Source organism: Nocardiopsis changdeensis, from assembly GCF_018316655.1.
GTDB classification, from domain to species: Bacteria; Actinomycetota; Actinomycetes; order Streptosporangiales; family Streptosporangiaceae; genus Nocardiopsis; species Nocardiopsis changdeensis.
This window is the reverse complement of record NZ_CP074133.1, coordinates 1,106,675-1,127,098: the sequence shown is the minus strand read 5'-3', so window position 1 is coordinate 1,127,098 and position 20,424 is coordinate 1,106,675. Positions and strand designations below refer to the sequence as shown.

The following is a 20,424-nucleotide window of genomic DNA, read 5'->3' as shown; positions in this document are numbered from 1 at the left end:
ACTCAGGGGTGGTCGAGACACGGGAAACTTCATCGAGTTTACGTCCGCGCCCCAACCGATCGTCACGAAAGTGTTGGAAATTACCCGCCCTTGACCAGAGTGTCCCCAAGCGCGGGTCAAGAACGGGGACGAGGGGGAATCGGAACGGGCCGAGGCGGGTAACCCCGCGCGGCCGCCCGGGCCGGACGGCCGCGGACGGCGCCCGCGGACTGGGTTCAGGCGCTCAGGCCCATGGCCTCCAGGCGGCCGGCGTGCCGGTCGGTGAGGGAGGCGAACATGCGGCTCACCGCGGCCAGGTCGCCCAGGCCGGTGGTGTCCTCCCTGTCGGTCTCCGGCCGGTCGACGCCCTCCGCGAGCAGGGCCGCCAGGCGGGGCCGGCGCACGGCCACGGACTGGGCCTGGCCCAGCGCCTCGCCGACCAGGCGGCGGGCCCACAGCGACAGCCGGCCGGCCAGGACCGGGTCCTCGGCCAAGGCCTCGCGCACGGTCTCGGCGACGAACTCGGCGCGGCCGGTCTCGGCGAGGACGCCCTCGACCAGGGTGCGGGTCTCGTCGTCGGCCAGTTCGGCCACCCTGCGGTAGAAGTCGCCCGCGATCCCGTCCGCGACGTAGGTCTTGACCAGGCTCTCCAGCCAGGTCTTGGGCTCGGTGCGCTCGTGCCAGGCGTCCAGCGGCTCCACGAACGGGGCCATCGCCTCCTCCGGGTCGACCCCCAGCTCCTCCAGGCGGTCGCGGAGCACCTGGTAGTGGGCCTGCTCCGTGGCGGCCAGCGCCGCCAGGCGGCCCTTGCCGCGCAGGGTGGGGGCCAGCACCGCGTCACCGGCGAGACGGAAGAAGGAACCCAGCTCGGCGTAGGCCAGCAGGCCGAGGAGATCGATCACACCGGGGTTCACAGAGGGGCCTTTGGTCATGGGCGCCAGGGTATCGCCCGGCCGTTCTCACACCGAACCGGGGACTAAACGTCCGAACGGCACGGTTGCACCAGCTGGGAACGGGTAGGTCCATGCCGTCCCGCTACGGATGGCGGCCACGTCCGCCGGGCGGGTCACCGGCTAGACTCTCCGTGACGACCTGCGCGTGCGGACCGACACGGACCCCTTCTCACACCCGCGGGTACGTTCCCGCACGCAGCGGTGTCCCACGGATGCCGCGCCCCGCCGCGCGATCCGGCCGCCCCAGGGCGACCGACGACCGCGCGGACGAACCCGACGAACCACGGCGGGCCCCCGAAGGAGAACGGGAGCGCGCCGAGCGGATGGATCCGATCTCCGGCCGGGAGCCCCCGGGCCGCGGATCCGACGGCAGCGCCGCCGCGCCGTTCCGACCGGAACGGACGGCGAGCCGCGCCTTCCGCGGCGGCCCCCGAAGCCGCACGCGACCGCATCCCGACGCGGACACGCGATTCGTGTACCGCCAAGATGGAGGCCTGAGCCCTGAGCAGCACAGACGAGACACAACAGCCCCGCATCACCTTCCGCGACCTCGGCGTGAGCACCGAGATCGCCGACGCCCTGGAGGCCGAGGGGATCATCGAGCCCTTCCCCATCCAGGAGCTGGCCCTGCCGATCGCCCTCGGCGGCAGCGACATCATCGGGCAGGCCCGGACCGGTACCGGCAAGACGCTGGCCTTCGGGCTCCCCCTGCTCCAGCGGGCCCAGGAGGCCCCCGGGACCTCCAAGAGCCCCCGTGCCCTGATCGTGGTCCCCACCCGTGAGCTGGCCATCCAGGTCGCGGCCGACCTGACCACCGCCGGCAAGCGCAGCGGCGCCCGGATCCTGACCGTCTACGGCGGCCGCTCCTACGAGCCGCAGATCAACGGCCTCAAGGAGGGCGTCGACGTCGTCGTCGGCACCCCGGGCCGCCTGCTCGACCTGGAGAACCAGAAGCACCTGCGGCTGGACGGGGTCGCCGCGGTGGTCCTGGACGAGGCCGACAAGATGCTCGACCTCGGCTTCCTGCCGGACATCGAGCGCATCCTCACCAAGATCCCGGCCGAGCGCCAGGTCATGCTCTTCTCGGCGACCATGCCGAGCGAGATCGTCTCCCTGTCCCGCAAGTACCTGCGGCGGCCCACCCACGTGCGGGCCGGCGACGACAACGAGATCGACGGGTCGGCGATCACCAGCCGGATCGCGCAGCACGCGTTCCGCACCCACCAGATGGACAAGATCGAGATGCTGGCCCGTCTCCTCCAGGCGGAGGACCACGGGCAGAGCATGGTCTTCTGCCAGACCAAGCGGGCGTGCGACCGGGTCGCGGGCGAGCTGAAGGACCGCGGGTTCGCGGTCGCGGCCGTCCACGGCGACCTGGGCCAGAGCCAGCGCGAGCGGGCGCTGCGCGCCTTCCGCAACGGCAAGATCAACATCCTGGTCGCCACGGACGTGGCCGCCCGCGGGCTCGACGTGGACGACGTCACCCACGTCGTCAACTACGAGACGCCCGAGGACGAGAAGACCTACACGCACCGGATCGGCCGCACCGGCCGGGCCGGGCGCACCGGCACCGCCGTCACGTTCGTGGACTGGCAGGAGATGCCGCGGTGGAAGCTCATCAACGCCGCGCTGGACCTGGGGTTCACCGAGCCGGAGGAGACCTACTCCACCTCGAAGCACTTCTTCGAGGCGCTCAGCATCCCCGCGGGCACCAAGGGGCGGCTGGCCGCCGACAAGCGCGCCGAGCACGCCGGCCTGGAGGCCGAGGAGATCGAGGACATCGGTGACACCGGCGGGCCCCGCACCCAGCGCGGCCGCGGCGGCCGCGACCGGGACCGGGACCGCTCGGGCGACCAGGAGCGCGGCGAGGGCCGCCGCCGCGGCGGCAGGAGCGGGCGCTCGCGCCGGCGCACCCGCAGCGGTGAGAGCGTGGCGGCGGGCACCGAGGCTCCCGCCGCCGACAAGCGCGCGGAGAAGCGGGCCGAGGCGCCCGCGGCGGCCCCGGCCGCCCCCGTGGCCGACAAGGGCGAGGGGGCGAGGGCACCCGCACGGTCCGCCGTCGCCGCCGCACCCGCAGTGGCTCGGCCGTCCGCCGCGACCCCGAGAACACCTGACCGCTCCGGTCCGCCGGACCGGGGAGGGCACGGCCGCGGCACCCGGACGGGGGCCGCGGCGCACAGGCGGCGCGGTACCGGCCGGTGCCGCGCCGACGTGGGAGATCACGGTCCCGCTCCGCCCCGGAGCGGGCCGCCATCGTCTAGGGTGACCGGACGTGAGTACACCTAAGTTCCTCGACCTGCCGCCGGGCGTGCGGCGGGTCGACCTCGACCTGTCCTACGGCCCGGTGGCGGCCCTGCGGGCGCTGCCCGTCTCCGGGGGCGCCGAGCTGGCGCCCGCCGTGCTCGTGCACGGCTACACCGGCAGCAAGGAGGACTTCATCGCGATCCTCCAGACCCTGGCCCAGGGCGGTCGGGAGGTGGTCGCGATCGACCTGCCGGGGACCTACGGGTCGCCGGGCCCGGAGACCCTCACCCCGCCGCCCGGCGTGCGGACCCCCGACTACCGGCTGGCCTCGCTGGGCGAGGTCGTCGCCGAGGTCGTCGAGCAGGTCGGCGGGCGGATGCCCGTCCACCTGGTGGGCCACTCCTTCGGCGGCCTGGTGGTGCGCGAGACCGCGCTCAGCGGCATGGCCGACCTGGCCTCGCTGACGCTGCTGTGCAGCGGCCCCGCCGCCCTGCCGGGCCAGGCGGCGATGCGCACCCGCGCCCTGATCGCCGCGCTGTCCATGGACCCCTCCCGGGAGCGCCTGGAGGAGCTGTGGGAGGAGCGGTTCGACGCCGAGGCCCGTCAGCGCACCCCCGACGAGGGCGTCCGCTCCTTCCTGCGCGACCGGCTGGTGCACAGCAGCGCCCTGGGCCTGCTGCGCTGCGCCGAGGACCTGCTGGGGGCCCGCGACCGGGTCGAGGAGCTGGCCGCGCTGCGGCTGCCCGCCCTGGTGATGTACGGAGAGAACGACGACGCGTGGGAGCCCTCCCTCCAGGAGGACATGGCCAAGCGGCTGGACGCCAGGCGGATCGTGGTGCCCGGCGCGGGCCACTCCCCCAACGTGGAGGCCCCCGAGACCACGGCCAGCGCGTTCACGGCGTTCTGGAACGAGGTGGAGTCGGTCGGCCGCCGCTGACCGCGCACGCCGCGGCGCCCCGGTCCCCGCGAGGGGGCCGGGGCGCCGTGGTGTCCGGACGGGTGCGGACCCCGGGCGGGGTCAGACCCAGGAGTCGAAGTTCTTGCTCTCGGCGACCACGGTGGTGGCCGGGCCGCGGTCGGGCAGGATGCGGGTGTCCGGGGGCAGCGTCAGCAGCGATTCGCCGATGGAGGCGAGCTGGGTCGTGTAGTCGATGTAGGTGTTGCCCACCATGCCGGGCTCGCCCTTGCGCAGGGTGTCGCCGGAGAAGACGACGCCGAGCTGGCTGATGGAGTAGCCGACGGTGCCCGGGGAGGTGCCGGGCAGGGCCACGACGTCGATCTGGAGGTCGCCGATGGTCATGGACCCGCCGCCCTCGACCTCGTAGTCGGGGCGGTGCTCGGCGCCGTGCTGACGGCGCCACAGGCGCATCTCGCGGGGGTGCAGGGCGACCGGGGCCTCGGTCTCCTCGACGATCTTCAGCGCGGACTCGATGTGCGGGGCGTAGGCGTTGGTGCAGGCCACGAGGTAGACCTCGCGCTCGCCCACGGCCTCCAGGACGGCCTCGGCGTCGGGGCCCGGGTCGATGACGATGACGCCGTCGTCGTCGGCCCGGACGATCCAGGTGTTGCCGATGTACTCGAACTTCTCGTCGTCGAACTCGAAGGTGACCGCGGCGCGGACCCGGGTGATGCCCTCGGAGTCAGGGCCGGTGACACCGGCCTCCTCGGTGTCGTCGGCGAAGACGTCGTCAGAGGTCCCGGCCTCGTCGTCCCCGTCCTCGGAGTCGTCGTCGGAGTCCTCGTCGGTGTCCCGGTCGGCTTCCGCCTCGGCGTCGTCCCGGGAGTCCGTGTCCTCGGAGTCCGCGTCCTCGGAGTCGTCGTCCGCGTCGGCGTCCCCGGCCTCGTCGGCCTCCGCCTCCGTGTCCTCCTCCTCGGCCTTCCGGTCCTTCTCGGTCTTCTCGTCCTTGTCGGACTTCTCGGCCTCGGCGGCCTGCGCGGCTCCGGCCGCCCCCTCGGTCTCCCCGGCCTCCTCGGCGTCCTCCGCCGTGTCGTCCACCGCGGCCTCCGCAGCGGAATCGGTGGCCTCCGGGCCGTCCTGCTTCTTCGACTTCCGCTTCCAGAACACGGCGTCAGACCTCTCACTTAGTCCGATATGGGTGATTGCGCTGCGACCATTGTCGCGCCCGCGCACGGTGGTCCGTACCGTACCGAATCCACAGGGTGAACCGACACCCTCAGCCCCTGATCAGGGGGACCCCCGTGGCCGGCGCCACCAGCTCCTCGAACGCCTCCGGCGCGGTGGTCCGGGCGCCCAGGCGGTGCCCGGTGAGGGAGCCGTGGTCGTCGCTGGAGCCGGTGACCACCACTCCCAGGTCGGCGGCGACACCGCGCCAGTGGCGGGTCTGCGCGCTGTTGTGCGAGGGGTGGTCGGCCTCGATGCCGCCCAGGCCGGCGGCGGCCATGCGCTCGACCAGCTCCAGGGGCACGGAGCCGTTGAGGGCGCCCTCGGCCCGGGCCGGGTGGGCCAGGGAGCACACCCCGCCCGCCGCCCGCACCAGCCGGACGGCGCGCACCGGGTCGATGGCGTACCGGGAGGCGTAGGCGGGCCCGCCGGAGCCGATCCACCGGTCGAAGGCGTCCTGCACGTCGCGGGCGGCCCCGGCCTCCACGATCGCGCGGGCCAGGTGGGGGCGGCCGATGGTGTTGGCGTCGGCGTACTCGGCGTGTCCGGCGCCCGCGATCTCCAGCACCCGTTCCCAGGTGACGTCCACCCCGTTCGCCTGGAGCTTGCGGACCATCTCCTCCGCGCGCGAGGCGCGGTCGGAGCGGACCCGGCGCAGCTCCTCGTTGAGGTCGGCGTCGTCCGGGTCGAACAGGTACGACACCAGGTGGACGCTGGAGCCCCGGTAGGCGCAGGACAGCTCCATGCCCGGGACCAGGGTGAAGCCGGGCGGCAGGACGGCGGCGGCCGCCTCGACGCCGCCGACGGTGTCGTGGTCGGTGAGGGCGAGGACGTCCAGGCCCGCGGCGACGGCGTACCCGATGACCTCCTCCGGAGCATCGCCGCCGTCGGAGACGGAACTGTGGGAGTGCAGGTCGATACGTGTCACCGGCTGATCGTACTAAGCCCCGGCCCGGATCGGGCCACCGCGCCGGGCCGGCCGGGCACCGGTCCGGCGTCCGGGGCCGCGCCGCTCAGGCGGAGCGGGGCGCCAGCGCCGACGCCAGGAACGGGCTGGGCGCGCCGAAGGGCGGCTCCAGCGCGACCCCGCCGTCCCTGATGTCGCGCAGGTCCCTCAGGGAGCCGATCTCGCACATCAGCAGGGCGGTGTCGGCGGTGGCGAACACCACCCACAGCCACTGAGAGAGCGCCTCCCCCGTGTAGCCGGCGCGCTCGCGGCCCAGGTCGAGGTTCCACAGCGGGATCTCGTGGCCCTCGAAGCGCACCTTGGCGTCGGGAGCCCGGGTGTCGAACCCGTCGCCGGCGTCGGGCCCCTCCAGACCGGCCAGGCGGGCGCCCAGGCCGATCCCGGGGGCCTCCGCGACGACGACGGCCTCGCCGACACCGCCCAGCGGGTCGGGTCCGGACAGGGCCACGGCGGTCGCCAGCGCCCCGCTGCGGTCGTCGCCCGCCTCGGCGAACCCGGTGACCACCCACCCGGTGGGCAGCGGCCAGGGGATCCACACCGGGACGCGGGCCTGGGGCAGGAGGGCCTCCAGGACGGCGGGGCCGGGCTGGCGGACCGGTTGCAGAGGTGTGACCGGGCCGTGTGCGTCGCACTGCCACGCGCTGGTCCACAACCCCGGAGGCCGGACCGCGCGCCCGCACCTGGGACACGAGGGATCGGTCTTCATGTCATAGCGGTCTACCCGTGTGACCTGGCCGGAAAACGCCGGTGGGCGGGCCGCGACGCGACCCGCCCACCGGTCGGGGAGGAGCCCCCGGAAGGCCGCGGCTACTGCTGCTGGCGCTTCTTGTTGGCGGTGATGCGCCCGCGCTCCTTCTGGTCCAGGATGACCTTGCGGATGCGCACGTGCTCGGGGGTGACCTCCACACACTCGTCCTCGCGGCAGAACTCCAGGGCCTGCTCCAGGGACAGCTTGCGCGGCGGCACCAGGCGCACCAGCTCGTCGCCCGTGGCCGAGCGCATGTTGGTGAGCTTCTTCTCCTTGGTGATGTTGACGTCCATGTCGTCGGCGCGGGCGTTCTCGCCGACGATCATGCCCTCGTACACCTCGGTGCCCGGCTCGACGAACAGCGTGCCGCGCTCCTGGAGGTTGAACATCGCGAACGCCACGGCGGCGCCGGCCCGGTCGGCCACCAGGGAGCCGTTGGGGCGGGTGCGCAGCTCGCCGAACCACGGCTCGAACTTCTCGAACACGTGGTGGGCGATACCGGTGCCGCGGGTCTCGGTGAGGAACTCGGTGCGGAAGCCGATGAGGCCGCGGGAGGGCACCAACCAGTCCATGCGCACCCAGCCGGTGCCGTGGTTGACCATGTTCTCCATGCGGCCCTTGCGGACGCTGAGGAGCTGGGTGATGGCGCCCATGTACTCCTCGGGGGCGTCCACGGTCAGGCGCTCCACCGGCTCGTGGACCTTGCCGTCGATGACCTTGGTGACCACCTGCGGCTTGCCGACGGTCAGCTCGTAGCCCTCGCGGCGCATCTGCTCGACGAGGATGGCCAGCGCCAGCTCGCCGCGGCCCTGCACCTCCCAGGCGTCGGGGCGCTCGGTGGGCAGCACGCGCAGGGAGACGTTGCCGACCAGCTCCTTGTCGAGGCGGTCCTTGACCAGGCGGGCGGTGACCTTGGCGCCCTTGACCCTGCCGACCAGCGGCGAGGTGTTGGTGCCGATGGTCATGGAGATGGCCGGCTCGTCCACCGTGATGAGCGGCAGCGGGACCGGGTTCTCCAGGTCGGCGAGGGTCTCGCCGATCATGATGTCCTCGATGCCCGCGATGGCGACGATGTCGCCGGGGCCGGCCTTCTCGGCGGGCTTGCGCTCCAGGCCGTCGGTCATGAGCAGCTCGGTGATCTTGACCTGCTGGGTGGTGCCGTCGGTGCGGATCCACGCGACCTGCTGGCCCTTGCGCAGCTCGCCCTGCTGGACGCGGCACAGCGCCAGGCGGCCCAGGAACGGGGAGGCGTCGAGGTTGGTGACGTGGGCCTGGAGCGGCGCGTCCGGGACGTACTCGGGCGCCGGGATGGTGTCCAGGATGGTGGAGAACAGCGGCACCAGGTTGTCGTTGTCCGGAACGGTGCCGTTGGCCGGGCGCTCCAGGGAGGCCTTGCCGTCGCGGGCGCAGGCGTAGACGATCGGGAACTCGATCTGGGACTCGTCGGCGTCCAGGTCCATGAACAGCTCGTAGGTGTCGTCCACGACCTCGGCGATGCGGCTGTCGGGCCGGTCCACCTTGTTGATGACGAGGATGACGGGGAGCTTGGCCTTGAGGGCCTTGCGGAGCACGAAGCGGGTCTGCGGGAGCGGGCCCTCGCTGGCGTCCACGAGCAGGACCACGCCGTCGACCATCGACAGGCCGCGCTCGACCTCGCCGCCGAAGTCGGCGTGGCCCGGGGTGTCGATGATGTTGATGACCACGTCCTCGCCCTCGGGCGTGGTGTAGTGGACGGCCGTGTTCTTGGCGAGAATGGTGATGCCCTTCTCGCGCTCCAGGTCGTTGGAGTCCATCACGCGGTCGTCCACGTCCTGGTTCTCGCGGAAGACACCGGACTGCCAGAGCATGGCGTCCACGAGGGTCGTCTTACCGTGGTCGACGTGGGCCACGATGGCGACGTTGCGAAGGTCGCTACGGCGGGCGGAGCCCTGGACGGGCGTGACGGTGGACATGGAAAAGTCTCGATCTCCTGATACCGGGTAGAGACCGCAGGATGCCACGGCCCGTTGCCAGTTTATGCGGTCATGGGGGGCTGGTCGGGATACGCACAGGTCACCCCGACTCACGCCCACAGGGTCAACGGCGACGCGGGGCCGAATCATCCCGCGGGCGCCGAGAGTTCACCCGGCGGCGGACGGAGGTTCGCCGCGGGGTGTGTCGCGGGGGGCGAGCAGGTCCCCGATCGTCCCCAGGAACGGCACGTCCGCCGGGAGCCAGTCGAGGCCGTCCAGGTCGGCGGCGGCGAGCCAGCGCAGGGACAGGTGCTCCAGGGCCCGGGGCTCGCCCTCGACGAGGTCGGCGCGCAGCAGCCGCAGCACGGCGGGCCTGGTGCGCCCCGGGGTCGCCGGGAAGGGGACGTCGGCGCCGAGCGCCTCCCGGGCGCGGACCGTGACCCCCAGCTCCTCGCGGCACTCGCGCACCAGGGCGTCGGCCGGGCTCTCGCCGGGGTCGACCTTGCCGCCGGGGAACTCCCAGCGGCCGCGCAGGGCGGCGGGTTCGGCGCGCTGGGCGGCCAGGATGCGGCCATCTCGGATGATGGCCGCGCCCACGACGATCAGGGTGTCTCGGTCCACGATCCCTGAGCGTATCCGCGCAGCCGGTGCGCCAGCGCGGTGTGGCGGCGCCCGGAGGAGGCGTTGCGGACCGCCTGGGCCAGGGCGCGGCGCGACCCGACCAGCACGACCAGGCGTTTGGCGCGCGTGACGGCGGTGTAGAGCAGGTTGCGCTGGAGCATCATCCACGAGCTGGTGGTGACCGGGATCACCACCGCCGGGTACTCGCTGCCCTGGGACCGGTGCACGGTGATGGCGTAGGCGTGGGCGAGCTCGTCGAGCTCGGCGAAGTCGTAGGCGATCTCCTCGTCCTCGTCGGTGCGCACGGTCAGCTCCTGGGCGACCGGGTCCAGGCCGGTGACGACGCCGAGGGTGCCGTTGAAGACGCCGTTGGCCCCCTTGTCGTAGTTGTTGCGGATCTGGGTGACCTTGTCGCCGACCCGGAAGATGCGGCCGCCGAAGCGGCGCTCGGGCACCCCCTCCCCCGCCGGGGTGAGGGCCTCCTGGAGCGCGGTGTTGAGGTTGCCGGCCCCGGCGGGCCCGCCCTTCATGGGGGTGAGGACCTGCACGTCGCGGCGCGGGTCCAGGCCGAAGGTGCGCGGTATGCGGCGGGCGACCACGTCGACGGCCATGGCCGCGGCGTCCTCGGACTCCTCGCAGGGGAAGAGGAAGAAGTCGCGCATGCCCTCGAAGAGCAGGGGCTCCCCGCGGTTGATCCGGTGGGCGTTGGTGACCACCCCGGACTGCTGCGCCTGCCGGAACACCCGGGTGAGGCGGACGCTGGGAAGGGGCGAGTCCTCGGCGAGCAGGTCGCGCAGCACCTGCCCGGCGCCCACCGACGGCAGCTGGTCGACGTCGCCCACCAGCACCAGGTGGGCGCCGGGCGGGACGGCCTTGATGAGCTTGTTGGCGAGGATGAGGTCCAGCATCGACGCCTCGTCCACCACGAGCAGGTCGCAGTCCAGGGGGTTGTCGCGGTCGTAGGAGGCGTCGCCGCCCGGGCGCAGCTCCAGCAGTCGGTGGACGGTGGCGGCCTCGTGCCCGGTCAGCTCGGTGAGGCGCTTGGCGGCCCGGCCCGTGGGGGCGGCCAGCACCACCTTGGCGCCCTTGACGGCGGCGAGGGTGACGATGGAGGCGACCGTGAAGGACTTGCCGCAGCCGGGACCGCCGGTGAGGACGCCGACCTTGCGGGTGAGCGCCTGGATCACGGCGGCGCGCTGCTCCTCGGCGAGTTCGGTGCCGGTGCGCCTGTGCAGCCAGTCCAGGGCGACGTCCCAGTCCACGTCCACGAAGGCGGGCATGCGGTCGTGCGGGTGGTTCAGCAGGGTGAGCAGCCCGGCGGCGGCGCCGACCTCGGCGCGGTGGAAGGGCACCAGGTGGATCGCCCGCACCGGCTCGCCGTCGGGGCCGGGGACCTCCTCCCGGACCACGCCCTCCTCCTCCACCAGCCGGGACAGGCACTCGATGACCAGGCCGGAGTCGACGCCCAGGATCTTGACGGCGGCGGAGATGAGCTTCTCCTCCGGCAGGTGGCAGTGCCCGTCGCCGGTGGACTCCGAGAGGGTGAACTGGATGCCCGCCATGACGCGCTGGGGGCTGTCGTGGGGGATGCCGACGGCCTGCGCGATGGTGTCGGCGGTCTTGAAGCCGATGCCCCACACGTCGGTCGCCAGGCGGTAGGGCTCCTTCTGGACGACCTCGATGGAGGCCTCGCCGTACTTCTTGAAGATGCGCACCGCGAGCGAGGTGCTGACCTGGACGCCCTGGAGGAAGACCATGACCTCCTTGATGGCCTTCTGCTCCTCCCACGCCTCGGCGATGAGCCTCGTCCGCTTCGGGCCCAGTCCGGGCACCTCGATCAGGCGCCCGGGCTCCTGCTCGATGACGTCGAGGGCGTCGGTCCCGAAGTGCCCGACGATGCGCTCGGCCATCTTGGGGCCGATGCCCTTGATCAGGCCCGAGCCCAGGTAGCGGCGGATGCCCTGGACGGTGGCGGGGAGCACGGTGGTGTAGTCGTCCACGTGGAACTGGCGGCCGTACTGGGGGTGGGAGCCCCACCGGCCGTGCATGCGCAGGGCCTCGCCCGGCTGCACGCCCATGAGGGCGCCGACCACGGTGAGCAGGTCGGCGGAGCCGCGCCCGGTGTCGACGCGGGCGACGGTGTAGCCGGTCTCCTCGTTGGCGTAGGTGATGCGCTCCAGGACGCCCTGGACGACGGCGGGGGCGCGCTTCTCCTCGGGCACCCGGGCTCCTCTCCGTCAGCCGGCCTCGGGCAGGCCGTCGCCGAGCGCGGCCAGCACGCGCTCCCGGTCGGCCCTGCGCAGCCCGCGGGCGACCAGCACGTAGGAGTCGCGCAGCATCTCCAGGATCTCGTCCTCGGGGACGGTGCCGTCCAGGGCGACGGTGTTCCAGTGGTCCTTGTTCATGTGGTAGCCGGGCGTGACGCCGGGGAAGCGGTCGCGCAGCTCCAGGGCGTGCAGGGGGTCGCACTTGAGGTTGACACGGGGGTCCTCCCCCTCCCACAGCAGGGCGAACATCCGGTCGCACACCTTGTGGACGAGGATGCCGGGACCGAAGGGCTCGGTCTCCACGGCCTCGGGGAACCACAGGGCGGCGTCGACGAAACGGGCGGGTTTCACGGCGGCCTCCTCTCCTCCCCCGAGCCTGCCAGACCCCGCCGACGTTCGGGAACGCCTCCCGCCCGGCGACCTCGGCCACCGCCGGAAGGCGAACCGCCTCCTTCCGCCGCAGGGGCCGCCGCGGTCAGGGGCGGGGCCGTTCGGGGCCGGTGAGGTCGGACAGGCGCAGGGCGAGTTCCTGGGCGCGGACCAGGGAGGCCAGCGCCTCGTCGTGGAGGTCGTGGGCGGCGCCGGACTCCAGGACCCGGTCGGTGATCGCGTCGAACTCGCGCGCCGAGGCCGCGTCGGCGCGTTCGGCCTCGAAGGAGCGCACACCCGCCGCGTACTCCTCCAGGAGCCCGATCCGCCTTTCGAGGTGGCCGCGCTCCTCGGCCAGGGCGGCGCGGGCCCGCTCGGCCGCGGCCCGGGAGCGCTCGCCCGCGATCGGGGTGCCGTCGGCGCGGGCCGCCTCGCCGGACAGGCGGGCCAGGCCGCGGGCGACGGTCCACTCGGTCTCGGCCAGCACCACCCGGTTGCGGACGGTGTCGAGGAGCAGCCCCTCGCGGTGCGGCGCCGACTCCAGGACGGCGTCCACGGCCCGCTGCGCCCGCTCCAGCAGCGCCCGGTACTCCCCCTCCACCTGCTCCTGGAGGACGTAGTGGTCGGCCAGGGACTCCAGGACACGGCGGGGATCACGGCGCTCGCGTTCCCGGTCGGCCAGGTGCGAGGAGACCATGATAACGGCGAGCAGGACCACGGCCACGGGGATGTACGCGATGAGGGGCAGGTCCGCCGAAGGGAGCAGAACGGCCAGGGACGCGATGGCCGCCGCGTAGGCCACCCGCGGGGCGGTCCAGCGCCTCCCCCGGGGTCCGGGCCCCGCTTCCGGGTCGGCCAGCGCCACCAGCAGTGCCCGTTTCCGGTCGCCCGACAGCCCGGGGTCCAGGGTCACCCGTTCCGGGCGCGGGTCCTGGAGGCGCGCGCGGACCTCGTGGCCGAGGGGGGTCAGCCCCAGGAATCCCTGGCGGGTGCGTTCCGCGAGGCCGAGGTCGATGAGCGCCGCGTTGCCGGGCGCCCCCAGGTACACCGGCGACCACACGTGCGGGGCGTCCGGCAGCGGGCAGGCTCCCAGCACCGCCTCGGCCAGCCCGCGGCTCAGGGGGATCGTGCGACCGTCGGCGAGTGTGACGTCCAAGCGGTTCCTCTGGGGGAAGGGGGATTCCGTCCTCCTTTATATCGAACGGGTGGTCCGCGGTCCCGGTTTCGGACGGGGCCCCGCGGATAGACTCCCGCCACGTCCCCCGTGATCGGAGTCCCCATGAAGGCGCGCGGCATCCGCAGGCTCCACCCCCTGGAACCCGGCGACCCGGAGGAGGTCGGCGGCCACCGGATCGTGGGCCGGGTGGGCTCCGGGGGCATGGGCACCGTCTACGCCGCGGCCTCCCCCGGGAGCGGCGGCTACATGGCGGTCAAGGTGATCCACCCCGAGCAGGCGTCCGACCACCGGTTCCGGGACCGGTTCGCCCTGGAGGCGCGGCTGCTGGCGCGGGTGAACAGCCCCTCGGTGGCGCGGTTCGTGCGCGCCGACGTGCAGGCCGGCCTGCCGTGGATGATCACCGAGTACGTGCCCGGCCCGACGCTGCGCCACCACGTGGAGCGGTTCGGCCGGCTGAGGAAGGGAATGCTGCTCGGGGTCGCCGCGGGCACCGCCGAGGCCCTGCGCGCCATCCACGCCGCCGGGGTGGTCCACCGGGACCTCAAGCCGAGCAACGTGGTGCTGTCGGCGAAGGGCCCCAAGCTGGTGGACTTCGGGATCGCGCACCCGGTGGAGGACCCCGACCCCACCAAGTGGATCCGGCTGCGGCGGATGCGCCGCGCCTACCGCGACCTCGGGCTGCCCTCGCCCGAGACCCTGCCCGACCGGCGGGTCGCCGCCTGGGTGGACAAGCTGGGCACCCCCGGGTGGATCAGCCCCGAGCAGTACTCGCGTCAGCCCACCACGCAGGGCTCGGACGTGTTCCTGTGGGGGGCGACGGTGGCGTTCGCCGCGCTGGGCCACGACCCGTTCGGCCGGGCCGACGCCGGGGAGATGGCCCGGCGGGTGCTGTTCGAGGAGCCCGACCTGGAGTACCTGCCGCCGGGGCTGAAGAAGGTGGTCGAGGCGGCCGTGGCCAAGGACCCCGGGGAGCGGCCGGACGCGGGCGGGCTGCTGCGCGAGGTGCTGGCCCTGGACGGCGCGGCGACGGTGCGCGAGCTGCTGGAGCGGTCCTGGACGGAGGTGGCGGTGCGCCCGCCGGAGCCGCCCCGGCAGGGGCTGCGCCTCTTCGGTCAGAGCAGGCCGTAGTGGGCGCGGGCGTCGCGCCCGAACATGACGGCGATCATGTACACCGCGAAGCCCAGCGGCACGACGGCCTCCCAGGCGCCGGCGAGCATGTTCCAGGCGAGCAGCGCCCCCGCGGCGCCGTGGAAGAGCACCACGCCCCAGAAGACGCCGACCGTGCGCCGCCTGATGCGGGCGGCCAGCAGGGTGGACAGCACCCCGTAGACGCCGGTGACGAGGGCCAGGACGAGGATCATGGCCCGCATGGCCTCCACGCCCAGCTCGAGTTGCACACCCTGCTGGGCGAGCGCCTCGGCCTGGACGGCCAGTGCCTCCTCCATCTGCTCCTGGGGCAGGACCAGGCCCTGGAGGAAGAGCAGCGCCATCGCGATGCCGCAGGCGCCGCCGATGAACATGAGGATGCGCACGACCGCCACCCGCCGGGGCAGGGGCGCGTCCGGGCGCAGGGCGGCGAAGCTCGCCTCGAAGTCGGGAAGGCCCCCGTGCTCGGGCTCGTAGGGGTCCTTGCCAGGGGGAGCCACGACCGTCCTCCAAGGGGTTTCGGGGTCACCGGCACCCCTCATGGTAGGGGCCGGGGGTGGGACGAGGTGCAGGACCCGGTGATACGGACGGGTCGAAAAATCTGCTTCAGTCCGACAGATTCTACAAATCGTAACCCTGGGGCCCATGACCCCCGGAGCGATCACATCTAGGGTTGCGTCTCTGGGCCCGCTTCCACCCCGAGCGGAACATCACGACGATCCCCCGATCCCCCACGAAGGAGCACGGAACCCATGTCCAGACTCGTGCGCGCCTCGGCCGCACTGATGCTGACCGGCGCTTTCACGGTGCCGTTGGCCCCCGCGGCGGGAGCCGCCCCGATGGAGCCCGCGGGCGACACCGCGTTCACGCTGTCGCTCCTGCACGCCAACGACCCGGAGTCGCAGCTGCTGGCCGCCTCCGGACAGGAGGACTTCGGCGGCGCCGCCCGGTTCACCACCCTCGTCAACGAGCTGCGCGCGGCGGAGGAGTCGGGGGCCCTGGCCGGTGCGGACGAGGCCGAGGACCGCGGTGTGGTGACCGTCAACTCCGGCGACATGTACCTGCCCGGCCCGGAGTTCGCCGCCTCCCGCGAGGACGGCGCCCCGTTCTACGACGCGGTGGCCGCGCGGTACGCGGGCTACGACGCGGTCTCCATGGGCAACCACGAGTTCGACTTCGGCCCGGACGTGTACGCCGAGTTCATCGAGCAGCTGCCGGACGTCCCGGTGGTGGCCGCCAACGTGGACGTCTCCAAGGAGCCGTCGCTGGCCGCCCTGGAGGAGGCCGGACGGATCGCGCCCAGCACCGTCGTCGAGACGGGCGGGGAGCAGGTCGGCATCGTCGGCGCGCTGTACCCGCCGCTGGCCACCATCACCAGCCCGCGCGGCGTGGTGGTCGAGGACCTCGTCGCCCCGGTCCAGGCCGAGGTCGACCGCCTCGACGCGGCGGGCGTGGACAAGATCATCATGATCTCGCACCTGCAGAACATCACCTACGAGGAGCGGGTCGCCCGGGAGCTGACCGGGATCGACGCGATCGTCTCGGGCGGCGGCCACGAGGTCATGGCCAACGCGGACGACGCCCTGGTCCCCGGTGACGAGGTCACCGTCCACCCGGACACCGGGCAGCCGCTGTCCTACCCGCTGCTCGCCACGAACCCGGACGGCGAGACCGTGCCGATCGTCACCGCGGGCTCCAACTACAAGTACGTGGGCCTGCTGGTCCTGAACTTCGACGCCGAGGGCAACGTGACGTCGGTGTCGGACCGCTCCGGCGCCGTCCGCGTCTCGGGCACCGGCGACGACGCGGTCGCCCCGCACCCCGAGGTCGAGGCGCAGGTCACCAAGCCGGTCTCCGACCACGTGGCCGAGCTGGCCGAGACCGTGGTCGCCCAGAGCGATGTGGACCTCAACGGCGTCCAGAACCCGGGCGTCCGGACCCAGGAGACCAACCTGGGGAACCTGGTGGCCGACGGGCTGCTGGACACCGGCGTCCGCAACGCCGCGCAGTACGGGGTGCCCGAGCCGCAGATCGGCATCCAGAACGGCGGCGGCATCCGCAACGCCTCGGTGCTCCCGGCCGGGCCGCTGACCGCGCTGGACACCTACGCCGTCGCCCCGTTCGCCAACCAGGTGGCCGTGGTGCCCGACCTCCCGCGCTCCCAGATCAAGGAGCTGCTGGAGCAGGGCGTGGCCGCCGCCCCGGCGGCCAGCGGCGCCTTCATGCAGGTGGCGGGCGTGAACTTCGCCTACGACCCGGAGCGGACCGCCCAGGTGGCGGCGGCGGACGGCACCATCACGACACCGGGCGAGCGGGTCCGCAACGTGATCCTGCACGACGGAACAGTGATCGTGGAGGACGGCGAGGTCGTGGACGGCGACCCGGTCACCGTGGTGACCAACGACTTCTCCGCCCGGGGCGGCGACCTGTACCCCTTCCGCGGGGCGGACTACACCGTGGTGGGCTCCACCTACCAGGGCGCTCTGGAGCGCCTGGTCACCGGCACCCTGGACGGCCGGATCACCGAGGCCGCCTACCCCGAGGGCGGTTCCGGCCGCATCGTCGTGGGCGAGGAGGCGACCGTCCCCGAGCCGGGCACCGGGCCGAGCCCGTCCCCCTCCCCGTCCCCGTCGCCCTCCCCCACGGACGGCCCCACGGCCGGACCGACAGAGGAGCCGAGCGGCAAGCCCTCCGACCCGGCGAGCCAGAGCCCCAAGCCGGGGAACGGCAACGGCTCGCTGCCTAAGACCGGCACCGCGGTCCTCGGCCTGGTCGCGGCGGCCGTGGTCGCGGCCGGTGCGGGCGGCGCGGCCCTGTACCTGGGCCGCAAGCGCAAGGCGGCGCCGGCGGACGGCGCCGCTCCGGACGCCTGACCCCGTGAGCCGAGGGCCCCGCCGGATCCGTCCGGCGGGGCCCTTCCGCGTCCCGGGGCCGGCGCCCCGGGTCAGCAGCGGGGCAGGCCCTCGACGGGCTTCCAGGGCTCGGCGACGCGCAGGGCGGTGGCGCTGACGAACACGTCGCGGTTGCCGGTGTCGTCGTCGGTGAGCACCCACCAGGTGGAGAACGCGCCCTCGCCGTCGGAGTGGGCGGTGCCCTCGGTCTGGCAGAAGAAGTAGTGCCGGCCGGCCCACAGCCAGCCGCTGGTGGCGTAGCGGGTGTCCGCCGACCAGTAGGAGCGGGCGTCGCGCCAGGTCGTGTAGTAGTGGCGGACGGAGAGGGCGCCGCGCTCCGCGGCGGCCGTGCCGGCCGGCTCCCGGGCGTCCTGTGCGGCGGTGGCCGGGGTCGCCAGGGTCAGGGGCAGGGCCAGGGCGACGGCGGCGGCCGCGGCGCGCAGAGTGCCTGCTCGGGTCATCGGAATGCTCCTCGGCTCCCCGGGCACCGGTCGCCGGCGCGGGGCGGATGATCCTACTGGAATGGGACGGCGGACGGCGATAACCGTCCATCACCATATTGTCACCCAGAGTGAACAATTCCCCCGTCGCGACACGTGCGCGGCTTCGGCCCGCGCGGACCCGCGCGCGTTCTCCCCCGCGAACCCGGGCCACCGGGAGGGTGCCGCCTTTTCTTCCGGCCAACCCCTTGCTCTCCGAAAACGACCGCCGACTCCGGGAAACGGTGACCCCACGGCGCACACCGGCCACTGAACGCACACCACTTCACCAAGAACCGGGTTTTCACCAAGCAAGGGCAAAGAAAGCACACGAATTGAGCAACTGAACTATTTGTCCGGTATGCGAATACCGTATTTTCGGCCAACCTTGGGCCATCCGGCGCGCATAATAGGGAAATGCGTGACCCCGGACCTACGATCGACAGCATGACCTGCGTTTTGCTGGCCGAAGACGATGTCTCGATCTCCGAGCCTCTCGCGCGCGCACTCCGACGCGAGGGCTACACGGTGGACGTGACCGTCAACGGCATTGAGACACTCGACCGTGCCCGTGCGGGGGACATCGACCTGATGGTCCTCGACCTGGGTCTGCCCGAGATGGACGGGCTCGAAGTGGCGCGTCGGCTGCGAGCCGAGGGCCACGGAACGCCGATCCTCATCCTGACCGCCCGCGCCGACGAGGTCGACACCGTGGTCGGCCTCGACGCCGGTGCCGACGACTACGTCACCAAGCCCTTCCGGCTGGCCGAGCTGCTGGCCCGGGTGCGCGCGCTGCTGCGCCGGGGCGGGGCGGAGGTGCCCGTCGTCCACGGCGTGCGCATCGACAACGACTCCCGCCGGGCCTGGCTGGGCGAGCGCGAGCTCCAGCTCACCACCAAGGAGTTCGACCTGCTGCGCGTGCTGGTGCGCGACGCGGGCAAGGTCGTCACACGCGAGCAGATCATGCGCGAGGTGTGGGACACCAACTGGTGGGGCTCGACCAAGACCCTCGACATGCACATCTCCTGGCTGCGGCGCAAGCTCGGCGACGACGCCAACCAGCCGTCGTACATCACAACCGTCCGGGGCGTCGGCTTCCGCTTCGAGCGGGACTGATCGGACCGTGTGTCCGACGCGCCTCGGCCGTCTCCCGGTCGGACGAACATGAGGTGACATGCGCAGGCGGATGGTTTTCTCCACCCTGGTGGTGACCGTCATCGCCGTCATGCTGCTCGGCCTGCCCCTGGGTGCGCTCACCTACAAGCTGGTGCACGACGAGAGCAGCCGCGCCCTGTTGGGCGAGGCCGAGCTGATCGGCGCCGAGAGCGACACCATGTTGGAGATCCACGGCGAGATCAACCTCGCCGAGTTCGACCGGGACCACCCCGAACGGTTCATCCGGATCACGACGGCGGACGGTTCGAGCACCGTGACGGCCGGGAACCCGGCCCTGGACCCGAACGCGCCGGAGGCCCCGCCCCTGCTGCGGGCCACGGCCACGACCGGGCGGGGCACGGTGGTCGAGGTGTGGATGAGCGGCGAGGTGGTCCAGCAGAGCGTGGTGCGCGCCTGGCTGGGCATCGCCTCGCTGTCCCTGCTGGCGATCGGCGTGGCGGTGGGCCTGTCGATGTTCCAGGCCCGGAGGCTCACGCTGCCGCTGGTCGACCTGGCGGCCACCGCCGAGCGCCTGGGGTCGGGGGTGACCACGCCGTGGGGCCACCGCTACGGCATCCCGGAGGCCGACCGGGTCGCCGAGGTGCTGGACCGCAGCGCCGAGCGCATCGCCGGGCTGATCGCGACCGAGCGCCACTTCGCCACCGACGCCTCCCACCAGCTGCGCACCCCGCTCACGGCGCTGACCATGCGCCTGGAGGAGATCGTCGCCGAGGCCGACGACCCCGACGTGGTCCGGGAGGAGGGCGAGGCCGCCCTCGCCCAGACCGAGCGGCTGGTGGAGACCGTCGAGAGCCTGCTGGGCCGGGCCCGCAAGAGCCAGAACCCGGAGGTGGAGGCGGTCCAGCTGGACCCGGTCCTCAACCACCTCCAGGCCGAGTGGGCCCCGGTCTTCCAGCAGGAGAACCGCAAGCTCCTGGTGACCGGGTCGCCGGGGCTGACCGCGATGACCGTGCCCACCGACCTGGCCCAGATCCTGGCGACCCTGGTGGAGAACGCCTACAAGCACGGGGCGGGCACGGTGACGATCCGCCGCATCGACACCGGGCAGTCGGTGCGCATCGAGGTCAGCGACGAGGGCGAGGGCGTGCCCGAGCACCTGTCCGGCCGGATCTTCGAACGGGAGGTCAGCGGGGGCGGCGGCACCGGGCTGGGGCTGGCCCTGGCCCGGCACATCGCCGAGTCCGAGGGCGCCCGGATCGAGCTGGTGCAGGCCCGGCCGACCACCTTCGCGCTGTTCCTGCCCGCCGGGGCCGGCGGCCTGTCCAAGATGACCGGCCCCGTATGACCGCCCGCGGCACCCGCCGCCCCGCGGCCGCGGACGGCCCGCTCCCGG

Annotated in this window: 17 protein-coding genes; 6 read left to right on the top strand and 11 right to left on the bottom strand. The window is 73.1% G+C overall.

Translation table 11 applies throughout. The features are described 5' to 3' along the window. Nucleotides 1–215: 215 nt before the first annotated feature. Complete coding sequence (locus KGD84_RS05320) at nt 216–911, bottom strand: ferritin-like fold-containing protein (RefSeq protein WP_220564985.1); 696 nt, start codon at nt 909–911, stop codon at nt 216–218. A 576-nt stretch (nt 912–1,487) separates the two neighbouring features. Between KGD84_RS05320 and KGD84_RS05315 the strand changes: the two genes are divergently transcribed. Together KGD84_RS05315 and KGD84_RS05310 are read left to right on the top strand one after the other, a co-directional pair. Beyond that, entirely contained in the window at nt 1,488–3,218 is a 1,731-nt protein-coding gene (locus KGD84_RS05315; protein WP_260697189.1) for a DEAD/DEAH box helicase, read from the top strand. Then, entirely contained in the window at nt 3,205–4,113 is a 909-nt protein-coding gene (locus tag KGD84_RS05310; protein WP_220564983.1) for an alpha/beta fold hydrolase, read from the top strand. The genes KGD84_RS05315 and KGD84_RS05310 overlap by 14 nt, the downstream gene beginning before the upstream one ends. Nucleotides 4,114–4,194: 81 nt before the next feature. On the opposite strand, the gene KGD84_RS05305 is transcribed toward KGD84_RS05310, so the two are convergent. The 8 genes from KGD84_RS05305 to KGD84_RS05270 form a co-directional block, all read right to left on the bottom strand. Then, nucleotides 4,195–5,241 (bottom strand): MBL fold metallo-hydrolase, encoded by a 1,047-nt coding sequence (locus tag KGD84_RS05305; protein WP_220564982.1) that lies wholly within the window; start codon nt 5,239–5,241, stop codon nt 4,195–4,197. Between the two features lie 109 nt (nt 5,242–5,350). Then, nucleotides 5,351–6,226, bottom strand: coding sequence for a PHP domain-containing protein (locus KGD84_RS05300; RefSeq protein WP_220564981.1), 876 nt, complete (start codon nt 6,224–6,226; stop codon nt 5,351–5,353). An 85-nt stretch (nt 6,227–6,311) separates the two neighbouring features. Further along, the gene (locus KGD84_RS05295) at nt 6,312–6,971 is read right to left on the bottom strand and encodes a DUF6758 family protein (RefSeq protein ID WP_220564980.1); all 660 of its coding nucleotides are present in this window, start codon (nt 6,969–6,971) and stop codon (nt 6,312–6,314) included. Nucleotides 6,972–7,072: 101 nt separating this feature from the next. Then, the gene (typA, locus tag KGD84_RS05290; RefSeq protein WP_220564979.1) at nt 7,073–8,965 is read right to left on the bottom strand and encodes a translational GTPase TypA; all 1,893 of its coding nucleotides are present in this window, start codon (nt 8,963–8,965) and stop codon (nt 7,073–7,075) included. A 168-nt stretch (nt 8,966–9,133) separates the two neighbouring features. Further along, nucleotides 9,134–9,586, bottom strand: coding sequence for a (deoxy)nucleoside triphosphate pyrophosphohydrolase (locus tag KGD84_RS05285; protein WP_220564978.1), 453 nt, complete (start codon nt 9,584–9,586; stop codon nt 9,134–9,136). Then, nucleotides 9,568–11,808, bottom strand: coding sequence for an SF1B family DNA helicase RecD2 (gene recD2 / locus KGD84_RS05280; RefSeq protein WP_220564977.1), 2,241 nt, complete (start codon nt 11,806–11,808; stop codon nt 9,568–9,570). The genes KGD84_RS05285 and recD2 overlap by 19 nt, the downstream gene beginning before the upstream one ends. Before the next feature lie 15 nt (nt 11,809–11,823). Beyond that, a complete protein-coding gene (locus KGD84_RS05275; protein ID WP_220564976.1) occupies nt 11,824–12,204 on the bottom strand; it encodes an MmcQ/YjbR family DNA-binding protein in 381 nt (126 codons plus the stop codon). Between the two features lie 124 nt (nt 12,205–12,328). Further along, a complete protein-coding gene (locus tag KGD84_RS05270; RefSeq protein ID WP_220564975.1) occupies nt 12,329–13,378 on the bottom strand; it encodes a hypothetical protein in 1,050 nt (349 codons plus the stop codon). 123 nt (nt 13,379–13,501) lie between these two features. Between KGD84_RS05270 and KGD84_RS05265 the strand changes: the two genes are divergently transcribed. Next, complete coding sequence (locus tag KGD84_RS05265; RefSeq protein ID WP_220564974.1) at nt 13,502–14,527, top strand: serine/threonine-protein kinase; 1,026 nt, start codon at nt 13,502–13,504, stop codon at nt 14,525–14,527. Here KGD84_RS05265 and KGD84_RS05260 read toward each other — a convergent pair. Beyond that, nucleotides 14,512–15,045 carry a hypothetical protein gene (locus KGD84_RS05260; RefSeq protein WP_220564973.1) on the bottom strand — a complete coding sequence of 178 codons (534 nt, stop codon included), beginning with the start codon at nt 15,043–15,045 and terminating at the stop codon, nt 14,512–14,514. The genes KGD84_RS05265 and KGD84_RS05260 overlap by 16 nt on opposite strands. A 252-nt stretch (nt 15,046–15,297) precedes the next feature. Between KGD84_RS05260 and KGD84_RS05255 the strand changes: the two genes are divergently transcribed. Continuing rightward, nucleotides 15,298–17,418, top strand: coding sequence for a bifunctional metallophosphatase/5'-nucleotidase (locus KGD84_RS05255; protein WP_220564972.1), 2,121 nt, complete (start codon nt 15,298–15,300; stop codon nt 17,416–17,418). 71 nt (nt 17,419–17,489) lie between these two features. Here KGD84_RS05255 and KGD84_RS05250 read toward each other — a convergent pair whose 3' ends face one another. Next, complete coding sequence (locus KGD84_RS05250; protein WP_220564971.1) at nt 17,490–17,897, bottom strand: hypothetical protein; 408 nt, start codon at nt 17,895–17,897, stop codon at nt 17,490–17,492. 465 nt (nt 17,898–18,362) lie between these two features. Between KGD84_RS05250 and KGD84_RS05245 the strand changes: the two genes are divergently transcribed. Beyond that, on the top strand, nt 18,363–19,031 hold the full coding sequence (locus KGD84_RS05245) for a response regulator transcription factor (protein WP_017570862.1): 669 nt from the start codon (nt 18,363–18,365) through the stop codon (nt 19,029–19,031). Between the two features lie 58 nt (nt 19,032–19,089). Continuing rightward, nucleotides 19,090–20,376 carry a sensor histidine kinase gene (locus KGD84_RS05240; protein WP_220564970.1) on the top strand — a complete coding sequence of 429 codons (1,287 nt, stop codon included), beginning with the start codon at nt 19,090–19,092 and terminating at the stop codon, nt 20,374–20,376. The last annotated feature ends 48 nt before the right edge of the window (nt 20,377–20,424 follow it).